Here is a 20,358-nt window from a genome sequence, read left to right as displayed (position 1 = left end):
TGATGTTGTTGCCCAAAATGCACCCTTAGTTGGCAAACTACGCCTTTATCATTCACTTTTTAACATCCGGCAGGCTCATTCATAATGGCTCAATCGCAACGTAAGATTCTAGTTACCAGCGCCCTTCCCTACGCCAATGGCTCAATTCACTTAGGCCACATGTTGGAGCATATTCAAACGGATATCTGGGTACGTTTCCAGAAACTGCGCGGGCATCTATGTACTGCGGTCTGCGCTGACGACGCCCACGGCACGGCGATCATGATCAAAGCGGAGCAAAACGGCATCACTTCGGAAGAGTTAATCGAAGGGGTACGTCAAGAACATATGGCCGACTTTAATGACTTCATGATCGGCTACGATAACTACTATTCGACCCACTCCCCTGAAAACCGCGCCTTTTCCGAGGAGATTTACAAAGCCTGTCGTGACAATGGCAAAATTGCCGTACGTTCGATCACCCAAGCCTATGACCCAGAGAAAAAGATGTTCTTGGCGGATCGCTTTATTAAAGGCACCTGCCCGAAATGTAAGGCGGAAGATCAGTATGGTGACAACTGTGAAGTCTGCTCTGCCACCTACACTCCAATGGAAATGATTAACCCGCGCTCGGTTTACTCCGGTGCAACGCCGATTGAAAAAGAATCAGAACACTATTTCTTCAAACTGCCGGAGTTCCAAGAGTTCCTACAAAAATGGACTCGTAGTGGCACCTTGCAAGATCAAGTCGCCAATAAACTGGCGGAATGGTTGGACTCAGGTTTACAAGAGTGGGACATCAGCCGCGATGCCCCTTACTTTGGTTTCGAAATCCCAGATACAGAAGGCAAGTACTTCTACGTCTGGCTAGATGCTCCAATCGGTTACATGGCGAGCTTCAAAAATCTCTGTGACCGTACCGAAGGCTTGGATTTCGACGAGTACTGGAAAAAAGGCTCAGAGACCGAGCTCTATCACTTTATCGGTAAAGACATTATCAACTTCCACGCCCTATTCTGGCCTGCTATGTTGGATTGCGCTGGCTACCGTACCCCAACCGCAGTCAACGCTCACGGCTATGTCACGGTTGATGGGGAGAAAATGTCCAAATCCCGCGGCACCTTTATAAAGGCGCGTACTTACCTAAATCATTTAGACCCACAGTACTTGCGTTACTACTTTGCGGCCAAGCTTAATTCCCGCGTCGATGATATCGACTTAAACCTGACGGATTTCGTACAGCGTGTGAACTCCGACGTAGTAGGCAAAGTGGTCAATATCGCGAGCCGTACCGCCAGTTTTATTAACAAGAAATTCGATGGTCAACTGCTCGGCACACCAGCCCAGGAAGCCATGATCAATGAGTTTATCGCCGCTGGCGACACCATTGCTGAATACTATGAAACCCGCGAGTATGGCCGCGCCATGCGGGAAATCATGCGTCTTGCGGACATTGCCAACACCTACATTGCTGATGAAGAGCCATGGGTCAAAGCCAAAAACGAAGAAACACTGCCGCAAGTACAAGAAATTTGTACTGTGTCGTTAAATCTATTCGCAATCTTAGCCACGTATCTGAAACCGGTATTGCCGAACTTGGTGGCCGACGCGGAAGCCTTCTTAAATAAAGAGCTGACTTGGGACAACCGTAGTGAGCTACTTTTTGGACAAAGTGTGAATACTTTCAAACCCTTGATGGCTCGCATTGATGCTAAGCAAATCGAAGCTATGATCGAGGAAGGCAAAGAGGAAGCGGCCGCCCAAGCGCCAACTACTCCTGCAGTAGAAACCGAGCTAAGCAAAGACCCGATCGCGGCAGAAATTAACTTTGATGATTTCGCCAAAGTGGATTTGCGTATTGCTTTAATCGCTAAAGCGGAACATGTGGAAAAAGCGAACAAACTGCTGAAGCTGACTTTGGATCTGGGCGGCGAGACTCGCACGGTATTCTCCGGTATTAAGTCAGCCTACAAACCAGAGGATTTGGAAGGCAAGTTGACGGTGATGGTGGCCAACCTTGCACCACGCAAAATGAAGTTTGGCCTTTCTGAAGGCATGGTACTAGCCGCAGGCCCAGGTGGTGAAGAAATCTACCTACTTGAGCCACATGCAGGAGCAAAACCAGGTCAGCGGGTGATGTAACCTCTTCGCCCTTTTCTTCGTGACTCGGTCGCCTACCCTCGTGTAGGCGATCTTGTTTACACCAGATTCAAAATGTCGGCATGGAAGCGCCATCTAATAAAAAATGGTTATACAAACACAGCGATATCTTTATGCAAAAATATACTAGATAGACCTATTTTTTAGGTTTGTTAGTTATAAGCTGATTGATATAGTTACACTCCCGGCGCCTCCCCTGTGTCGGGCTTGTTGTTATTTATTTTTATTTTGGACGTGAGATGACTGAGTATCTCTTAATTCTGGTCAGTACCATTTTGGTCAACAACTTTGTGTTGGTGCAATTCCTTGGACTGTGCCCGTTTATGGGTGTTTCCGGCAAACTGGAAACCTCCATCGGTATGGCCATGGCAACGACGTTCGTGCTGACGTTATCGAGCCTATGCAGTTATCTCACCTATGAATTTATTCTGGCCCCGTTAGGGTTGGAATACCTAAAAACCATCTCCTTTATTTTGGTAATTGCTGTAGTGGTACAGTTCACTGAAATGGTGGTACACAAAACCAGTCCTCTCCTGTACCGGGTTCTGGGGATTTTCTTACCTTTGATCACCACCAACTGCGCGGTCTTGGGTGTCGCCCTACAAAACACCAGCCGTCAAAATGGTTTTGTTGATTCCATCCTCTATGGCTTTGGTGCTGCGGTGGGCTTCTCCTTCGTTTTAATTCTCTTCGCTGCCATGCGTGAGCGTATCAATGTGGCAGATGTGCCCGTTGTGTTCAAAGGCTCTGCCATTGGCATGATCACCGCTGGTTTGATGGCTCTAGCCTTTATGGGCTTCACCGGCTTGGTTCAGATTTAGGAGTAACGTCATGCTAACTGTTTTAAGTGCCGTTGCTATCTTGGTTGTACTCGCCCTGATTTTTGGTGCCATCTTGGGGTATGCCAACGTACGCTTCCATGTGGAAGGCGACCCGATTGTCGATCAGATCGATGCTCTGTTGCCGCAAACTCAATGTGGTCAATGTGGTCACCCCGGCTGCCGCCCCTATGCGGAAGCGATTTCAAACGGCGATGCCATCAATAAATGTCCTCCAGGCGGCCAAGCGACAGTACAAGCACTCGCCGATTTATTGGATGTGGAAGCCATACCTCTAGATGGTGGGGAAGCGGAAGAACCCAAGAAAAAAGTAGCCGTCATTCGCGAAGATGAATGTATCGGCTGTACCAAATGTATCCAAGCGTGTCCCGTTGACGCGATTTTGGGCGCCGCTAAGCAAATGCACACGGTAATTGCCGATGAATGTACCGGCTGCGACTTGTGTGTCGAGCCATGCCCAGTGAGTTGTATTGATATGGTAGAGGTAGGGGTGACAACACGTACCTGGTCTTGGGAAAAACCCAATGGTGTAGCCACGCAATCACTCGATATTATTGCCACGGACCGTCAGACGGAGGTGAATGCGTAATGAGTGCTGCGACAGTCTACAACTTTCATGGCGGTATTCACCCACCGGAGAACAAAGCGCAGTCATTGCGTTTACCCCTTGGGCACCCAAAATTACCAGAAGAACTCATCTTACCTCTCGGGCAACATATTGGTCAGGCATCAAGACCTCTTGTGGCAGTTGGTGACAAGGTACTGAAAGGTCAAACTATTGCCATTAACAATGGTTTTTTGAGCAGTTTTTTACATGCTCCCACTTCTGGCACCGTTAAAGTTATCGAAGAACGCCCTATTGCTCATCCTTCTGGCTTAGCAGATGTATGTATTGTCATCACACCGGATGGTGCCGATGAATGGCAAGAATTAGAGCCATTGCGTGACTGGCAAAAAGTTAGCAAAACCGATCTACTGGCCTTTTTAGCTGAAAAAGGCATTGTGGGTATGGGGGGCGCAGGTTTCCCAACGCAAGTGAAATTACAAGGGGCACAAAAGCACAACCTAAGCCACCTCATTATCAATGCCGCGGAATGTGAGCCCTACATTACCGCTGACGATATGTTGATGCGGGAAAAGTCCTTGGAGCTGATTCTCGGCATCGAAATCGTGCAACACCTAGCCAATGCTCAGCAGGTGATGATTGGTATCGAAGACAACAAACCAACGGCTATTGCGGCGTTGGAAAAAGTCATTCGTGAGCGCCAAAGCAATATCCAACTGGTGGTAGTCCCCACTAAGTACCCGTCTGGCGGCGAAAAACAGCTGATTAAGCTGCTGACAGATCAAGAAGTTCCCACCGGCAAATTACCGGCTGATATCGGCATTTTGTGTCAAAACGTCGGCACTTGTGTGGCTATTTACGAAGCCGTGCAGTTTGGTCGCCCGTTGATTTCTCGTTTTACCACCCTAACAGGGGACGGTTTCGGCGCACCACAGAATGTCGAAGTACTGCTTGGTACACCGGTTTCCCATTTGTTGTCCTACGCCGATGCCAACTTAAGCCAGGTTGAACGTATTGTTATGGGCGGGCCGATGATGGGCTTTACCTTGGATTCTTTGTCCGCCCCCATCGTTAAGACTAGCAACTGTATTTTGGCCGCTACTCGCAAGGAGCTACCGTTACCGGAGCCAGAGCAAGCTTGTATCCGCTGTGGCATGTGTGAGCAAGCCTGCCCAGCGAGTCTGCTACCGCAGCAGCTACTATGGTTCGCCAAAAGCCAAGAGCATGAAAAAGCGGAACACTACAACCTGTTTGATTGTATCGAGTGTGGTGCTTGCTCTTACGTATGCCCAAGTAGCATTCCATTAGTGCAGTATTACCGCCATACCAAAGCGGCCATTCGTGATGCCCGTGAAGCAGCGGTGAAATCAGACATTGCCAAGCAGCGTTTTGAAGCCCGTAAAGCCCGCCAAGAAGCGGAAGCCGCTGAGAAAGAAGCCAAACGCCTAGAGCGTCAAAAAGCCGCGGCCGCCAAACCCGCTGCTAAAAAGGCCGCACCAACTAAGGTAACCGAAGCGCCAGCAGCCTCTAGTGCTCCGGTCGATGAAGAAACCAAGAAATTAAAAGTGGATCTAGCGATCGCTAAGGCGAAGCTGAAGAAACTAGACAAAGCGCTGCAAGAGGCGCAGGAGCGCCAAGCGGTAGAAGAAATTTCTGCCCTACAGCTACAAGTGGATGGTGCGACTGCTGACATCAAAGAGATGGAAGCGAAATTGCCAGCCACCGCACCAGTCGCTAAACCCAAAGACGCAGCGCCTAAAGTTGCCTTAAGTGACGAAGCGAAAAAAGCCAAGGTAGATGTGGCGCTGGCGTCTACCAAGTTGAAAAAGATTGAAAAACAACTCGCGGACGATCCTGACAACGCAGAGTTGAGAGATAAGCAATCTGCTTTACAGCAAGAGTTAGCTACGGCAGAGGCTCGCTTTGCCAAACTACAACCAGAGCAGGCTTCCTCTGAAGCCAAGCCTGCAGCAGCGAAACCAGTACTGAGCGACGACCACAAAAAGGCTAAAGTCGATGTGGCACTCGCTTCGACAAAGTTGAAGAAAGTAGAAAAGCAGTTAGGTGAAGATCCTGATAACGCTGAGCTGAAAGCCAAACAAGCTGAATTCCAAGCGGCCTTAGCAACGGCTCAGGCTGAGCTTGCCAAGTTTGAAGCCCACGCGCCGGTCACAGCTAAGCCAGAAGCGAAAGCAACAGCGCCAGCCGACGACGAAGCCTTGCGTAAGTTAAAAATCGATACCGCCATTGCCAAAGCCGCTCTGAAAAAGGCGGAAAAGGCATTAGCTCACGCCCAAGAAATTGGTGCGGATAACGTGGACACACTAAGCCAGCAAGTTGACGAAGCCCGTGGACGTGCTGAGGCATTGGAGCAAGCACTGACCAAAGGTGAAGTACCACCACCGGCAGCAGCACCAAAAGCGGAAGTAAATCAGCTGGCAGAGCAAATCAAACAGCAGAAAATTGCTGCGGCCCTCGCTAAGGCACAAGTAAATAAGCTGAAAAAGCAACTGGCACAACAACCTGAAGCCGAAGATCTCCAGCAACAACTGAGTGTTGCTGAAGCCAAGCAGCAGGAAGAAGAAGCCAAGTTAGAACAACTGACAAACTCTCAAGAGAATCGTTAAATGGCATTATTGCGCATTACTTCCCCCCACACCCATCGTGGGGGACGCCGTACTTCCTGGGTGATGCAGATGGTCATTCTGGCAACCATTCCGGGTATTTTGGTACAAACTTGGCTTTTTGGTTTTGGCACGCTAATCAATATTCTGATTGCGGCTTTGACCGCCATTGGCGCGGAAGCCCTCTTCCTCAAAGTGCGTGGTCGCCCAATTGCTTTCTTCCTAAAAGACAATAGCGCATTACTCACTGCTGTATTGCTGGGCATTGCTTTACCACCTACCGTACCTTGGTGGTTAACCGTGACGGCTGTTGCCTTCGCCATTATTTTCGCCAAACAGGTGTATGGTGGTTTAGGGAATAATCCATTTAACCCAGCCATGGTCGGTTATGCCATTGTCTTGGTTTCCTTTCCAGTGCCAATGACCCAATGGTTAGGTCATGCTGATCTCATTAGTGCCGGTAGCACTATGTCATTTAGCGATAGCCTCAGTGCCATTTTTGGTGGGTTATCCACTGTCGATGCTTACACCATGGCGACGCCTTTGGATGCTTTTAAACATAAAGGCGGCCTAATGAGCGACGAAGCCTTTGCTTCGGTCACGGCATTGCAAGCGGCTAGCTTGAACAGTTGGATGTGGGTCAACCTGGCTTATTTGGCTGGTGGATTAGCCCTGATTGGTCTACGCATTATTACTTGGCATACCCCAGTTGCCATGCTGGCTGGATTAGCTGTGGTAGCGACTTTCTTCTACATCTTAGATCCAAGCAATGCTGCCACACCGCTATTTCATCTGACCTCCGGGGCAGCCATGTTTGGCGCTTTCTTTATTGCAACTGACCCAGTGAGCTCCTGTACCAGCAACCGAGGCAAACTCGTTTACGGTGCTGGCATTGGAATCTTGGTTTATGTGATTCGTACTTGGGGTGGTTACCCAGACGGTGTCGCCTTTGGTGTATTACTCATGAACTTCGCCGCTCCCTTAATCGATTACTACACGCAGCCTCGCGCTTATGGCCACAAAAAGCCCAAGTCTGGCGTGGCGATCGGAGGAGACAAGTAATGGAATTAATTGCTTCTATTCGTCGTAACGCTGTTGGTTTAGCTATCTTTGCCGTTGTCACTGCTGGCTTTATCGGAGTGACCCAATATTTAAGCGCCCCAATTATTGCCGACAATATTGTGGCCGCCCAGCGCGCAGCCTTTAACGAAGTCTTGCCCCACGAGCGCTATAATAATGACATTACCCAAGACGTAATCACCCTAGCAGGAGACCCGTTACTTGGAACCAATGAACCGGTGCAGGCCTTTATTGGTCGCTTAGATGGGGAAGTGTCGGCGATCATCTTTGAAACTAAAGCCCCCGGTGGCTACAACGGCTCCCTTGATCTGATTGTCGCCATCGACAAAGATGGAGTAGTTACCGGCGCTCGGGTTATTGCCCATAAAGAAACCCCAGGACTGGGTGACAAGGTGGATTTGAAAAAATCCTCTTGGATCGAATCCTTCGCTGGAAAGTCGTTTCTTAATTTAAAAGAGTCACTCTGGGGCGTGAAGAAAGACGGCGGTCAGTTCGACCAGTTCACTGGCGCGACCATAACGCCACGGGCGGTTGTCAAAGCCGTGAAAAATACTTTGATCTACTTTGAACAGCACAAAGCTGAGTTGTTGGCCCGATAGGTAAGTAGCATGCACTCAAATACAGACACAGCAAATACCGCCACCGACGTTGAAACCACAAACAGCGGTGTGAATTACCAGGAGCTGGTTTACAACGGCATCTGGAAAAATAACCCAGCACTCGTCCAGCTATTAGGTCTTTGTCCGCTGTTGGCCGTAACCAGCACCGTGGTCAACGCCCTTGGCTTGGGTTTAGCCACTATGGTGGTGTTGATCGGCTCCAACATTGCCGTATCCTTAATTCGTAATTATGTTGCCGATGCGGTACGTTTACCCGCCTTTGTGATGATCATAGCTTCGTTTACTACCTGTATTGAATTGATCATGCAGGCCTTTACTTACGAGCTATACCAAATTCTCGGCATCTTTATCCCGTTGATCGTGACCAACTGTGCCATCTTGGGTCGTGCCGACGCCTACGCCAGTCGTAACCCAGTTTTGCCATCAGCCCTAGATGGGTTAACCATGGGCTTTGGTTTTACGGTGGTACTGGTGCTGTTGGGGGCAATGCGTGAGTTAATTGGCCAAGGCACTCTGTTTAGTGACATGCACTTACTGTTTGGCGAAGCCGCAGCCAGTTGGAAACTTACCCTATTTCCTAATTACCCTGACATGCTCTTTGCCATTTTGCCACCGGGTGCTTTCATCGGCTTGGGTATTTTGATCGCTTTGAAAAACTTCTTTGATGAGCGTGAGAAACAGCGCAAAGCGGCTGCCGAAGCGGGCAAAGAAAAAGTCTCTCGTCGGGTGCGGGTAACCGGTAAAATTACCTAACGCATAACAATCGGGGCGGATAATGAACAAAGCAAAGCGTCAGGAAATTTTTACTAGGCTGCGTAATGAAAATCCAAATCCGCAGACCGAATTAGAATATAGCTCACCGTTCGAGCTATTAATTGCCGTGTTGCTTTCCGCCCAAGCAACCGACGTCAGCGTCAATAAAGCGACTCGCAAGCTGTTCCCCGTGGCCAACACCCCTGAAACCATGTTGGCGCTGGGAGTGGACGGTGTTAAGGAATACATCAAAACCATTGGCTTGTTTAATGCTAAAGCAGAAAACGTCATCAAAACCTGCCAGATGTTAATCGACAAACATGGCAGTCAAGTTCCCGATAATCGGGAGGCTCTGGAAGCACTGCCCGGTGTCGGGCGCAAGACCGCTAACGTGGTGCTGAATACGGCGTTTCGTCAGATTGCGATGGCGGTAGATACGCACATATTTCGGGTATCCAATCGCACCAAGATCGCCCCCGGTAAAAACGTGCTCGAGGTGGAAGAAAAGCTGCTGCGTTTTGTTCCCAAAGAGTTTCTTCTCGATGCCCACCATTGGTTAATTTTGCATGGGCGCTATATCTGTACTGCCCGCAAACCCAAATGCGACGCCTGTATTATCGAAGATTTGTGCGAGTTTCGGGAAAAGACTTCTTCCTAAATTCTTATTCCGGTTTAGTTAATCAAACACTTATGCAAGTTTAATAAACTTGTCATTTAACTAAACTTTCCCCACGGGCATTCTCTACTAATAAACAATGATTAGCTGAGAATGCACCATGACCAATCTAACCCAAAAGCAACTTGACTCCCACTGGATGGCTTACACCGGTAACCGTCAGTTCAAACAAGATCCACGTATCATCACCAAGGCCTCTGGTGCTTATTACACCGACGACAAAGGGCGTAAAATTTTTGATGGTCTATCTGGTCTTTGGACGTGTGGCCTAGGACACAACGTAGCCGAGATTAATGAAGCGGTTGCCGAGCAAATCAAGACGTTAGATTACTCTCCGGCGTTTCAGTTTGGCCATGAAAAATCCTTTCAACTCTCGGAAAAGATTACTGAATTTCTACCGACCGAATTGAATCGTGTGTTTTTCACTGGCTCAGGATCTGAGTCCGTGGATACGGCGCTAAAAGTTGCGCGTGCTTACTGGCGTAAAAAAGGCATGGGCACCAAGACCAAATTCATTGGCCGTGCCAAGGGCTACCATGGCGCAGGGATTTCCGGTTTTTCTGTTGGCGGTATCCCAGCTAACCGCACTCTATATGGCCAAGGTTTAGACTCTTACCACCTGCCACATACTCAAGTGCCGGGGACAGAGTTCACCAACGGCATGGCAAAACAGGGTGCGGAACGAGCTGATGATCTGCTCAACCTAATCACCATGCACGATGCCAGCAATATCGCCGCGGTGATCGTGGAGCCCATGTCTGGATCTGCGGGCGTCATCGTCCCCCCACAAGGCTATTTGGAACGCCTGCGGGAAATCTGTGATCAGCACAACATTCTGCTGATTTTCGATGAAGTTATTACCGGGTTTGGTCGTATGGGCGGTGACTGTGGCGCCATCGAGTTTGGAGTGACACCTGATGTGATGACCATGGCGAAGCAAATTACCAATGGTGCAATTCCCCTAGGCGCAGTGGCATTCAAACAGGAAATCTACGACACCTTTATGGAGCACGGCGGCCCCGAATACATGTTGGAACTTCCACATGGTTATACCTATTCGGCTCATCCGGTTGCCTGTGCGGCGGGCTTGGCATCCCTCGAAAAAATTCGTAGTGAAAATCTGATCGCCCGCGTAAAAGAAATGAGCGGCTATTTTGGTGATGCGGTACATAGCTTACGTTCTAGCTCTACCTTAATTACTGATATTCGTAACTATGGCTTTGCTGCGGGGATCACCCTAGCTGCGCCAGACGGGGAACCGGCTAAGCGCCCGTTCCAAGTAGCGATGGATATGTGGGAAAAAGGCTTCTACGTGCGCTTCGGTGGCGACACGATTCAGCTTGCTCCACCATTCATTACCGAGTCAGAAGAAATCGACCGTCTAATCGATGCCCTATCGGACAGTTTCCATAAACTAGCGTAATCACTACGCTGGCCTCCACTTCGCGCCATCTAGCCAGCTTGCGGCAGATGGCGTTTTTTTGGGCGCGTATTCGCGTCTGGAAAAGCTGGCTTCAAGCCGCCTTTGCTCTATAATGGATTGATCATAAAGACGTTTTTTCACAGCACACAGGTGAATCAATGAGCAAATCTGGCCCAGTTAAAGTACGTTGTTTTTGGACAGGTACCATGTTTCTGACTAATGGTAAGTCCATGGCAGTTCACTGTACCCATCTAACCAAAACCAGTATCGAAGTAGAATCTCCATTTGGTCTACAAGGTTCAAAATTGGTTAAGCTCGAATTACAGGCCATGCACGAAGGCCGCACTATGTTGATTAAGACTATCTGCGACCCCATATTGGACGTTCTCAACGAGCATGACCAGCATTACATTACGCTAAAGTTCCATAGTATTGGCGAAGCAGAGAAATCCTTCATTGCCGACTTTATCAAAGCTCATAGTTAAAAAAGCGCCAAATGGCGCTTTTTTATTGTCTATCGACTCTATCTAGGCAGATAGCTTGTCCTCGAATAGCTTGAGCATCCGCTCACCATCCACTTCCATACACACTTGAGTCACAGGCATATTATCCCAGTGAGGTTCCGGGTAACTGACACCCTCGGGGCGGAAAATCGTCTGTCCCATGGCGATACCTTCACAGGCCACGCGTACTGCTCCCAGTTCGACTTCGAAAATACTCGGATCAAGTACGTAGGCAATGGTCGAAGCATCATGGAAGTAGCAACCATCCATGTTAAAACGATCGCTATAAAAGTTGATATAAAACTGAGCACAATCGTAAAGGAAGCCACCTTGGCTTGGGTTTTTGGCACGAATTCGCTCCAACACATCGTTGCCTAGGCAAACCTGGTGGGTAACATCCAAGCCAATCATGGTTACTTGCCATGGAGCGGTGAACACTTTATCCGCCGCATGGGGGTCGTTGATGATGTTCGCTTCTGCCACCGGCGAGACGTTGCCATACTCTTTCGCCGCGCCGCCCATCAGTACCACTTCATCCACTAAATCGGCGATTTCTGGAGCCAGTTCCAATGCTTTCCCCAAATTTCCCAATGGCCCCAACGCAACAATAGTGACTTCCCCTGGGTGGGCTTTCACCTGCTCGATAATAAATTCTGCGGCAGATAAGGCATGGGCACTGCCTTTTGGATCTGGGTAGTTGATATCGCCAAAACCATCCTTGCCATGGACAAAATCGGGGAACGGACGGGGAGCAATCACTGAAGGCACCGCCACACCTTGAGCCACAGGTACGTTCACACCGGCGATCTCGGTTAAGGTAATGGCATTTTTCGTAGAAATTTCTACCGGAACATTACCGTACGTTGTGGTTAAACCAAGCACTTCTAGCTCCGAACATTGAAAGGCAAATAAGATCGCCATCGCATCATCAATGCCGGGATCGGTGTCGATAATAATTTTACGTGTCATGGAGGTTTCCTGTAGACGAATTATAAGGAAGCAGTCGGATGCTCTGCTAAAAACTGATTTACTTCATCTCTGGTTGGGATCACATCGGCAGCACCAAGGCGGGTCACACACAATGCAGAAGCGGCACAACCTATGGTCATGGCAGCATTAGGGGCTTTGCCTTCACTTAAGGCGGCGAGATAAAAACCAATAAAGGTATCTCCTGCCGCTGTCGTATCCACTGCCTCTACTTTGAATGCCGGTACAAAGTCATTTTGGCCATGGCTAATATAGCGTACGCCATCCTTACCCAATGTTAATAAAATAGAGAGCTGCGGAAAGTCCTGCTCCAGCGCTGTGGTGGCCGCCTCTATGGTTTCTGTACGAGTTAAATCCATGGCTTCCACTTCGTTCACAACTAGAAGATCGATATATGACAAGGCTGCACGGGTCAGTTCCAAATCCATAGGAGCAGGGTTAAATGCGACTTGGGCAGGACTGGCTGCGGCCTGTTGTAATGTTTCTAGAACGAGGTTGGTTTCATTTTGCAGCAATACCCAATCTTCAACGGACGTTTGTGCAAGAACTCCGCTAATTTGCTCTTGGGTCAGGGAGTGATTGGCGCCGGGGTAAAGAATAATGGCGTTTTCCGCCTCTGGGGTTAGCTGAATAATTGCGTGACCCGTTGGGGTATCGGTTTTCGCCACCAAGCTAGTATCCACACCATGATTATTCAAACTGTGGAGCACTTGGTCATCACCATGAAAAACGGCTCCCACATGACATACTTGCCCCCCAGCTCTGGCAATGGCAATGGACTGATTTGCCCCTTTACCGCCAAGCAATTGCTGGTATTGGGTGGAGGCCAACGTTTCACCGGGACGCACAAAATGACCAACCTGATACAAATGATCGATGTTGATCGAGCCAATGTTAAAAACCGTCATGGGGTCACCTATTTTTCAATGGACAGACAATATTAACCAAAGAGTCAAAAAAATCACCTATTTGTTGGTATTTATCCTAACTGACGGATAGCTTTGCAACCAATTATGGATATTTATGGCGAAAAAAAACGCCTGTCTCAGTGAGACAAGCGTTTTACGCAATACCTAAAGTCGTATCTATTACTTACGGTCTAGGAAGGTACGACCTTTCTGAGCCGCGATGCGCATGCGCAGAGCATTTAGCTTGATAAAGCCTGCCGCATCTTTCTGATCGTAAGCACCAGCATCGTCTTCAAAAGTCGCAACTTTGCTATCGAACAAGCTGTATGGTGATTCACGGCCTTCAACAATGACGTTGCCTTTGTACAGTTTCAAACGTACAGAGCCAGTTACGAACTCTTGGGAAGCGTCGATCAAGGCTTGCAGCATACGACGTTCTTCAGACCACCAGAAGCCGTTGTAAATGACTTTCGCGTAGCGTGGCATGATCTCGTCTTTCAAATGTGCTGCTTCACGGTCTAGAGTGATAGACTCCATAGCACGGTGCGCTTTCAGAAGGATAGTGCCCCCTGGGGTTTCGTAACAGCCACGAGACTTCATACCAACGAAACGGTTTTCTACTAGGTCATCACGACCGATACCGTTGGCACCGCCCAGTTTATTAAGTGTCTCAAGGATAGTTGCAGGAGACATCTTCTCGCCGTTAATAGAAACAGCATCGCCTTTTTCGAAACCAAGCTCGATGATAGTCGCTTCATCAGGAGCTTGCTCCGGAGAAACAGACCAACGCCACATATCGTCTTCCGCTGTCGCCCATGGGTCTTCTAGCAAGTCACCCTCGTAAGAGATGTGTAGCAGGTTAGCATCCATTGAGTACGGAGATTTCTTCTTCGCATTAGAGAAATCAACTGGAATGTTATGCTCTTTGCAGTAGTTCATTAGGGTTTCGCGGGAAGTCAGATCCCATTCACGCCAAGGTGCGATTACTTTAACGCCGGGTTTAAGTGCGTAAGCACCTAGCTCGAAACGAACTTGGTCGTTACCTTTACCGGTTGCGCCGTGAGAGATGGCATCGGCGCCGGTTTCGTTTGCGATTTCGATCAAGCGCTTAGCGATCAAGGGACGTGCAATAGAAGTACCTAGTAAGTATTCGCCTTCGTATACGGTGTTCGCACGGAACATTGGGAATACGAAATCACGTACGAATTCTTCACGTAGGTCTTCGATGTAGATTTCTTTAACGCCCAACGCTTGAGCTTTCGCGCGAGCTGGCTCCACTTCTTCGCCCTGACCCAAGTCAGCGGTAAAAGTTACCACTTCACACTGATACTCTTCTTGAAGCCACTTCACGATAACAGAAGTATCTAGGCCGCCCGAGTAGGCAAGCACTACCTTCTTCACGTCAGACATTATTGCGATTCTCCTTAACGGGATGAGGCGCGCAGGCACAGTGTCTGCACGCTATATGAATTTCAAAATAGGCGCCTAGTGTAAATTTTCGCCCAGCGCTAAGCAAGGGCAGAACTACTCAGAAAGCGACTTCACGTTAGGGTTGGCACGTTCTAAGCGGATTGTTACCCGACGGTTCCGCTCGCGACCATCCGCGTTGTTATTTGTCGCAACCGGATAGCGTTCACCATGATAACGGGAAACAATCATTTCCGGCGGCACGCCTTTTTCCAGCAAATAAGCGGTGACTTTCTCTGCCCTTTGTTTGGATAGCTCTCGGTTATCCCGACGACTACCGATTAAATCCGTATGGCCATCGATGTAAATGTATTCAATCGTCGGATCCGCCGCGACGTAGACAGCAACGAGGTCCAATCGCCGCTTAATACGATCTGTAAGGTCGGATGCATTACTCGGGAATAAGGCCGCCGTCCGAGCGATCTGATCGTAGTTCACAGGTAGTAACGAAGCCATACAACGGCGAAACTCGTTGTAGGCGGGAGCAAAGTTGATGTTGCTTAATGCTACTTCAACGTTTTCACCGTTGTTCTCCCACGCAGTACCCGCCACAACTGGATGACGGCCATTATCAAGGAAGGTAAGCATTCGCTCGGCCACTTTACCGCCAACCTCGACGGTCAAGCCATAACCTGGATATGGCAAAACATCCAAGGTTTCAGTAGATAGTCCCGGCATCCAGCTGGGCGCTTGGGCGAGGATAAATACTTGCCCCGGCCCCATTTTTTCGTTTTCCGGGTTCAGGATGAATTTCATCGGCTCCCCCGCTTCCTTGATGAATTCGCCTTCACCAAAATGAGGGATGCGATGCCGTAATGTACAGGCAAAAATATCACCGGATAGGCGCCACTCCGAATCCTCAATACCGGATTGATAACGGGTGAGCGCGCTTGCAGGAGCAGCAAGCAAGCCGCCCAGTAGTAGGCAGAATATAGCTTTGGGGAGCACTGGGACCATATTGAAGAGTTCTCGTTCTGGTCTATTTATGTGTGTTATCATGCGATCTTATCTACCTAAATTTTTCTGAGCAAGTGGCAGAATTAAGGATCCTCTTTTGTCAAATCATGCAATCAAAGATCGGTTCCGCGGTTACTTACCTGTTGTTATCGACGTTGAAACCGCTGGCTTTAATGCAAAAACCGATGCCCTTCTAGAACTCGCTGCCAGTATCATCCGCATGGATGACAATGGCGAGTTGTATGTTCATGAAACCATGGAGTTCGCCATTACCCCATTCGCTGGCGCAAATCTGGAAAAATCTGCCTTAGATTTCACTGGAATTGATCCGTTTGCCGCAGATCGTGATGCGATTGATGAAAAAGAAGCCTTGACGCAAATGTTTCAAAAGGTGCGTAAGGAGCTGAAATCCGTAGGCTGCAAGCGTGCTATTTTGGTCGGCCATAATGCAGCTTTCGACCAAGGCTTTTTAAATGCCGCTATTGAACGCTGTGATATCAAGCGCAATCCGTTTCATCCGTTCTCTAGCTTCGACACGGCTTCCTTGGCGGGGTTGGCCTATGGTCAAACCGTGTTAGCGAAAGCCTGTGAAGCAGCTGGCATTGCCTTCAGCAATTCCCAAGCCCATAGTGCTAAGTATGATACCGAGAAAACGGCAGAATTGTTTTGTGATATCGTCAATAGCTGGAAACGCCTTGGCGGTTGGGCCATGGCCACCAATCAACATAGTGAGCCAACCATGTCAGATATTTTTGCTAGTGGGCAGTAATCCCTCGATTACTGCACCTTATTTGTCAACTGAGACTAGCCATGCCCTTTATACTATTCGTCAGGCTTTGTGGTGCAGTCCCTGAATTGTGTTCGGGTAAATCCTAGTGACTGGCATTAAGCGGTACTTGTATCTGGCCTTAGGTTGGTTTTCCTTAGTTACCGGTGTTATTGGCATCTTCGTTCCTTTGTTGCCTACCACACCGCTAGTTTTGTTAGCCGCCTGGTGTTTTTCAAAGTCGTCCCAGCGCTTCCATGATTGGCTGCTTAACCATAAGTATTTTGGCCCGATCGTGCGGGACTGGCAGTCAGCTGACGGTATTCCCCGTAAAACTCGCAACCGAGCATTGATTTTTATGTGGTGCGGTATGGGGCTGTCGATGATATTAGTGTGGCGTTTTTGGGCCACAGTTGGTCTGATTGCCATTGGTACAGCAGTGAGTTGGCATTTACTGCGTATGCCCTTGCGAAATGAGACGGTTCTTCACGATGAGGACAACAAGAGGTAGACAATGGGATCAACGATTTTAAGGCGCTTGTTAACAGGGATAATAGCAAGCCTCTTGGCTGGGTTGTTGATCCTATGGTTTGCCTTGCCTAGCATTGCCCGCTTCGGGGCCAATCACTATCTTGCTGATCATGGTCTTAAGTTATCTTTTCAAACGCTTACGTTAAATCTGTTTCCACTCGCCTTGATTGCGGATGATGTGCGCCTATCACCCACATCAAGTGACTCGTCGAAACCAGAGACATCACTGAAAACCCTTTACCTGGAACTCAGTCCCACTGAGCTCTTACAAGATAAATTAACCATCTCACAAGTTCAGGTAGAAGGCTTGCAACTCACTATCAAGCAGCAGGCTGACGCTTTTATGGTCGCTGGCTTTGCACTTCCTACCAGTGAAAACTCCAGTTTGCCCCGGGAATCCAGTACCGCTGCGACCGATCCGCTAAATCTCGCCATGCAACTCGACGCCATGTCTTTAAAGGACATCCAAGTCATTTACCATGACCAAGAGCATCGGCAGCTGACGGCTACACTGCAGAAAGCCCTAGTAAGCAACGCCCATTACGACTTAGTTAATGCTAGCGGTGATGCCTCTTATCAGCTAGATTTGCGCGTCAACCAGAATTCCACCTTTAATAGCTTAGGCGATATTCGCTTTAGTCATAACCAGATTCGTCTTGATGGTCTCGATAATAGACTGCAAATCCCTTTGGCGGATTGGGCACCATGGATAGAGACACAGTTTGGTCATTTAAGTGGAAACGTTGCACTAACCGCTGCTATTGAACTTGTGCTTGATCAAAGTGAATCAGAGTTAGCGGTTGCATTAAGCAGCACGGGCACCCAGTTAAATGCTAAAAATATTACCTACCAGGATCTAACCGGTGAGCTGTCATTAGAACTACCTGAGGCCGAACTGGTCTCCTCAGTACACGTTTTACAATCGAAAGATGTACTGGATTTGAAGTTTAGACCCAATCTAGCGGTTACTGGACTGGTATTCCAATCAGACAATACGACAAATCTTGAATTGCAACAGGCGAATTTCCACTCCCTCGTTCACTCTCAATTCACTCCAAATAGTTCGTCAGTTGAATGGCTAAATTTCTCGGCTGAGCTTAACGAGCTAAACGCAAAGCACCAAGAGAATCAGTTGAGATTGCAGCAACTTGCCTTCGGCAGTAATCAGATCACCTTGGATCTGGCTAGCAACCAATCCAAGATCAACTTGGATACTGCTGCGCTAAATCTGAAAAACGCAGACTTAACCGATGGTATTAATCAAGCCAGCCTAGCCTCCTTTGCCATATCCAGTGTACTGAGCAGCGGAACAATCGCCCCTAATCTGACGGAGTTGCAGCTAGAGAAACTACTCTCCCAGATTCAGCAAATCCAACTCAACAGCCAAAGTACGGATTCTCCGAGTGCCGAGACAAACATCGCTGCGATCTATTTATCGTCTCCTGATCTTGTGTTGCAACAAAATGATACCGGATTGTCCCTACAGGGAAGTCTACGTAGCGAGATCGACCAAGTCATAGCGACCTATGATGACAGCCAATTAAAGGCTGACAGGCTTGATTTACTAACGGAAGGCATCAACCTGTCACAACAAGCACTGCAGACCGAATTTTCCAGCAGCTTGATTAGTTTACTAAGCCAAGGGGTAGCACTGAATAGCACCAATCAATCGGTGGCTTACGAACACTGGCAAACTGACCTAACCGATAGCAGCGGTGTGGTAAATTCTGTTCCCAAGTCGCCCCAATGGTCATTAACAACCCAATTGGACACCTCTCTGTCAGACTTATCCCTGCAACAAAATGATACTCAAGCAAGCCTTTCTGGACTGAGCATCAAGACTGACTTGCAAGCTGCAGATGAGTCAAACAATAGCCTCTCCGTCAGCCTAGCGGACTACCAAAGTGAATGGCGAGATCTAAGGCTCAATACCGCCGAAATCAACGGGACAAGTGACCTATTCACCCTAAAGTGGGACCTACTTAACGTTCAACAAGGTCAGGACTCGCCTTTACATGTGGTGCTGAAACAGGCAACCACCTACCTCAACAACTTTGCAGCCCTTCAGCCAAATGGCGATAAATTAGTATCCCTTACGGAATCTACTACGCGACTACAGGATCTCAATTGGTCTGCGCAAGACTGGTCAATTCAACTCGACTCTCAGCTGCTATCCGGCCTTGCTTTGTCACAGGTTCAGACAGCAAGTATCCCTCTTGTGAACGTCGGTGAATTAGAAGCTCATAATATCCGAGTTACACCAGCCAAAATTCAAGTGGACAGTCTCGATATTATCGACCTAAATAGTACGATCGACATTCTCCCAGATGGCACTCTAAATAATCTGGTCACTCTCCCGGTGCAGTCAAAGATCGAGGAAGAGACGTCAACCGAACCTACCCAAGCACCGCTAGAAGCGTCGGATACGGCTATGGCACCGGCCCTACAGGTCGGTAAGATTCGAGTTTTGGGGGCTAGCCGCCTACAGCTTACCGATCAAAGTGTCACGCCGGTGCTACGCAATGATGTGCAGATTCAACAATTTGAAGTGACAGATATAAACTCTGAGCTGCCAGATCAACCTACCCAATTTACTGTCGGACTAACCAACAGCACCTATGCCACACTTACCGCCAGCGGCAGCCTATTTCCTTTTAAAACACCACTAGACATAGATCTCAAGGTCAATGTCAATGAGGCTGAGCTGCCACCTTTCTCACCCTATTTGGTTGACGTGCTTGGCTACAAAATCGCTTCTGGCCAGTTGGATATGCAGCTGGTGTTATCTTCTCAATCAGGTGAACTAAACGGACAAACGCAAATTGCTCTGCGCTCACTAGACTTGGGCAGCGAAGTAAACTCCGGCAAAGTGATGCAAGTGGGAGCCATTCCTCTCAACCTAGCGGTAGATTTTCTAAAGGATGGGGATGGAGTAATTGAACTGGATGTACCCCTTAAAGGCGACATCAATAACCCGCAATTCCAGGTACAAAGCTTCCTGATGTTACCGATCAGACAGGCACTCTACAAAGCCTCAACCAGCTACGTTATGCAAACCTTCGTGCCCTATGCAAATGTCGTTAGCATTGCCCAAATTGCAGGGGAACAGCTACTGCGTATTCGTGTTAAACCGCTGCTGTTCGACGCGGGTAGTAGTGATATCAACGCTAACCAGCAAGCCTACATCGATGAGTTAGCCAAACTGATGCAGGATAAATCTGCCAGTGAAGCACGATTATGCGGCTACGCCACTAATGCCGATAAACCAACTCTGACTGACGCAACCATAGGGAATGAAAACCTCTTAACCCAACAACTCTACGGTCTAGCAGAAGCGCGTGCGCAAGCCTTGAAACAACAACTAGTCGCCCAAGGCATCTCGTCAACACGCCTATATATTTGCGCACCAGAGCTTGATCAAGAGGACGATAGGCCAAGGGTAGAGTTGAATTTCTAGCCGCTTTCTTGGCATCTGGAAAAGTTGATACAAGTCGGTGTTTACTGATCAGTGACAACGGCG

At 48.6% G+C, this 20,358-nt stretch carries 17 protein-coding genes; 13 read left to right on the top strand and 4 right to left on the bottom strand.

The annotated features are described in order from the left end of the window. The first annotated feature begins 84 nt into the window (after positions 1 to 84). From metG to FJM67_RS09220, 10 genes are all read left to right on the top strand, one after another. The gene (gene metG, locus FJM67_RS09265; protein ID WP_140588676.1) at positions 85 to 2,121 is read left to right on the top strand and encodes a methionine--tRNA ligase; all 2,037 of its coding nucleotides are present in this window, start codon (positions 85 to 87) and stop codon (positions 2,119 to 2,121) included. A gap of 257 nt (positions 2,122 to 2,378) precedes the next feature. After that, positions 2,379 to 2,960, top strand: a complete 582-nt coding sequence (rsxA, locus tag FJM67_RS09260; protein ID WP_140588674.1) for an electron transport complex subunit RsxA — start codon at positions 2,379 to 2,381, stop codon at positions 2,958 to 2,960. A gap of 10 nt (positions 2,961 to 2,970) precedes the next feature. Then, the gene (gene rsxB, locus FJM67_RS09255; protein WP_140588673.1) at positions 2,971 to 3,567 is read left to right on the top strand and encodes an electron transport complex subunit RsxB; all 597 of its coding nucleotides are present in this window, start codon (positions 2,971 to 2,973) and stop codon (positions 3,565 to 3,567) included. After that, the gene (gene rsxC, locus FJM67_RS09250; RefSeq protein WP_140588671.1) at positions 3,567 to 6,170 is read left to right on the top strand and encodes an electron transport complex subunit RsxC; all 2,604 of its coding nucleotides are present in this window, start codon (positions 3,567 to 3,569) and stop codon (positions 6,168 to 6,170) included. Before rsxB ends, rsxC begins: the two co-directional genes overlap by 1 nt. Continuing rightward, positions 6,171 to 7,229: an electron transport complex subunit RsxD gene (gene rsxD, locus FJM67_RS09245; RefSeq protein ID WP_140588669.1), complete on the top strand. Its 1,059-nt coding sequence runs from the start codon at positions 6,171 to 6,173 to the stop codon at positions 7,227 to 7,229. Next, on the top strand, positions 7,229 to 7,846 hold the full coding sequence (gene rsxG, locus FJM67_RS09240; protein ID WP_140588668.1) for an electron transport complex subunit RsxG: 618 nt from the start codon (positions 7,229 to 7,231) through the stop codon (positions 7,844 to 7,846). Before rsxD ends, rsxG begins: the two co-directional genes overlap by 1 nt. Before the next feature lie 9 nt (positions 7,847 to 7,855). Further along, a complete protein-coding gene (locus FJM67_RS09235; protein WP_140588666.1) occupies positions 7,856 to 8,620 on the top strand; it encodes an electron transport complex subunit E in 765 nt (254 codons plus the stop codon). Between the two features lie 22 nt (positions 8,621 to 8,642). After that, positions 8,643 to 9,278 (top strand): endonuclease III, encoded by a 636-nt coding sequence (gene nth, locus FJM67_RS09230; protein WP_140588664.1) that lies wholly within the window; start codon positions 8,643 to 8,645, stop codon positions 9,276 to 9,278. Between the two features lie 118 nt (positions 9,279 to 9,396). Then, the gene (locus tag FJM67_RS09225; protein ID WP_140588662.1) at positions 9,397 to 10,719 is read left to right on the top strand and encodes an aspartate aminotransferase family protein; all 1,323 of its coding nucleotides are present in this window, start codon (positions 9,397 to 9,399) and stop codon (positions 10,717 to 10,719) included. Positions 10,720 to 10,877: 158 nt separating this feature from the next. Then, a complete protein-coding gene (locus FJM67_RS09220; protein ID WP_140588661.1) occupies positions 10,878 to 11,204 on the top strand; it encodes a hypothetical protein in 327 nt (108 codons plus the stop codon). 42 nt (positions 11,205 to 11,246) lie between these two features. Here the strand turns inward: FJM67_RS09220 and FJM67_RS09215 are convergent, their stop codons facing one another. From FJM67_RS09215 to FJM67_RS09200, 4 genes are all read right to left on the bottom strand, one after another. Then, complete coding sequence (locus FJM67_RS09215) at positions 11,247 to 12,191, bottom strand: nucleoside hydrolase (RefSeq protein ID WP_140588659.1); 945 nt, start codon at positions 12,189 to 12,191, stop codon at positions 11,247 to 11,249. A 20-nt stretch (positions 12,192 to 12,211) separates the two neighbouring features. Next, entirely contained in the window at positions 12,212 to 13,117 is a 906-nt protein-coding gene (locus FJM67_RS09210) for a ribokinase (RefSeq protein ID WP_140588657.1), read from the bottom strand. 180 nt (positions 13,118 to 13,297) lie between these two features. Continuing rightward, a complete protein-coding gene (locus FJM67_RS09205; RefSeq protein WP_140588655.1) occupies positions 13,298 to 14,527 on the bottom strand; it encodes an argininosuccinate synthase in 1,230 nt (409 codons plus the stop codon). A gap of 114 nt (positions 14,528 to 14,641) precedes the next feature. Continuing rightward, complete coding sequence (locus tag FJM67_RS09200) at positions 14,642 to 15,541, bottom strand: flagellar protein MotY (protein WP_235890025.1); 900 nt, start codon at positions 15,539 to 15,541, stop codon at positions 14,642 to 14,644. A gap of 97 nt (positions 15,542 to 15,638) precedes the next feature. On the opposite strand from FJM67_RS09200, the gene rnt reads away from it, so the two are divergent. The 3 genes from rnt (at position 15,639) to FJM67_RS09185 (ending at position 20,295) form a co-directional block, all read left to right on the top strand. Further along, complete coding sequence (gene rnt, locus FJM67_RS09195; protein ID WP_140588652.1) at positions 15,639 to 16,310, top strand: ribonuclease T; 672 nt, start codon at positions 15,639 to 15,641, stop codon at positions 16,308 to 16,310. A gap of 106 nt (positions 16,311 to 16,416) precedes the next feature. Then, positions 16,417 to 16,818 carry a YbaN family protein gene (locus tag FJM67_RS09190; protein WP_140588650.1) on the top strand — a complete coding sequence of 134 codons (402 nt, stop codon included), beginning with the start codon at positions 16,417 to 16,419 and terminating at the stop codon, positions 16,816 to 16,818. A gap of 3 nt (positions 16,819 to 16,821) precedes the next feature. Further along, positions 16,822 to 20,295, top strand: a complete 3,474-nt coding sequence (locus tag FJM67_RS09185; protein WP_140588648.1) for a DUF748 domain-containing protein — start codon at positions 16,822 to 16,824, stop codon at positions 20,293 to 20,295. Positions 20,296 to 20,358 lie beyond the last annotated feature (63 nt).

This window comes from Maribrevibacterium harenarium (assembly GCF_006385675.1).
Lineage (GTDB): Bacteria > Pseudomonadota > Gammaproteobacteria > Pseudomonadales > Marinomonadaceae > Marinomonas > Marinomonas harenarium.
The sequence above is the reverse complement of the archived record's forward strand: the minus strand, read 5'-3'. Positions and strand labels throughout refer to the sequence as shown.

Excerpts from the sequence above, each read along its gene's own strand:
- rsxC (WP_140588671.1), top strand. The coding sequence starts at position 3,567 with ATGAGTGCTGCGACAGTCTACAACTTTCATGGCGGTATTCACCCACCG.
- FJM67_RS09235 (WP_140588666.1), top strand. The coding sequence starts at position 7,856 with ATGCACTCAAATACAGACACAGCAAATACCGCCACCGACGTTGAAACC.
- rsxD (WP_140588669.1), top strand. The coding sequence starts at position 6,171 with ATGGCATTATTGCGCATTACTTCCCCCCACACCCATCGTGGGGGACGC.
- rsxA (WP_140588674.1), top strand. The coding sequence starts at position 2,379 with ATGACTGAGTATCTCTTAATTCTGGTCAGTACCATTTTGGTCAACAAC.
- FJM67_RS09215 (WP_140588659.1), bottom strand. The coding sequence starts at position 12,191 with ATGACACGTAAAATTATTATCGACACCGATCCCGGCATTGATGATGCG.
- metG (WP_140588676.1), top strand. The coding sequence starts at position 85 with ATGGCTCAATCGCAACGTAAGATTCTAGTTACCAGCGCCCTTCCCTAC.
- FJM67_RS09220 (WP_140588661.1), top strand. The coding sequence starts at position 10,878 with ATGAGCAAATCTGGCCCAGTTAAAGTACGTTGTTTTTGGACAGGTACC.
- FJM67_RS09225 (WP_140588662.1), top strand. The coding sequence starts at position 9,397 with ATGACCAATCTAACCCAAAAGCAACTTGACTCCCACTGGATGGCTTAC.
- FJM67_RS09210 (WP_140588657.1), bottom strand. The coding sequence starts at position 13,117 with ATGACGGTTTTTAACATTGGCTCGATCAACATCGATCATTTGTATCAG.
- rsxG (WP_140588668.1), top strand. The coding sequence starts at position 7,229 with ATGGAATTAATTGCTTCTATTCGTCGTAACGCTGTTGGTTTAGCTATC.
- nth (WP_140588664.1), top strand. The coding sequence starts at position 8,643 with ATGAACAAAGCAAAGCGTCAGGAAATTTTTACTAGGCTGCGTAATGAA.
- rsxB (WP_140588673.1), top strand. The coding sequence starts at position 2,971 with ATGCTAACTGTTTTAAGTGCCGTTGCTATCTTGGTTGTACTCGCCCTG.
- FJM67_RS09205 (WP_140588655.1), bottom strand. The coding sequence starts at position 14,527 with ATGTCTGACGTGAAGAAGGTAGTGCTTGCCTACTCGGGCGGCCTAGAT.
- FJM67_RS09185 (WP_140588648.1), top strand. The coding sequence starts at position 16,822 with ATGGGATCAACGATTTTAAGGCGCTTGTTAACAGGGATAATAGCAAGC.
- FJM67_RS09200 (WP_235890025.1), bottom strand. The coding sequence starts at position 15,541 with ATGGTCCCAGTGCTCCCCAAAGCTATATTCTGCCTACTACTGGGCGGC.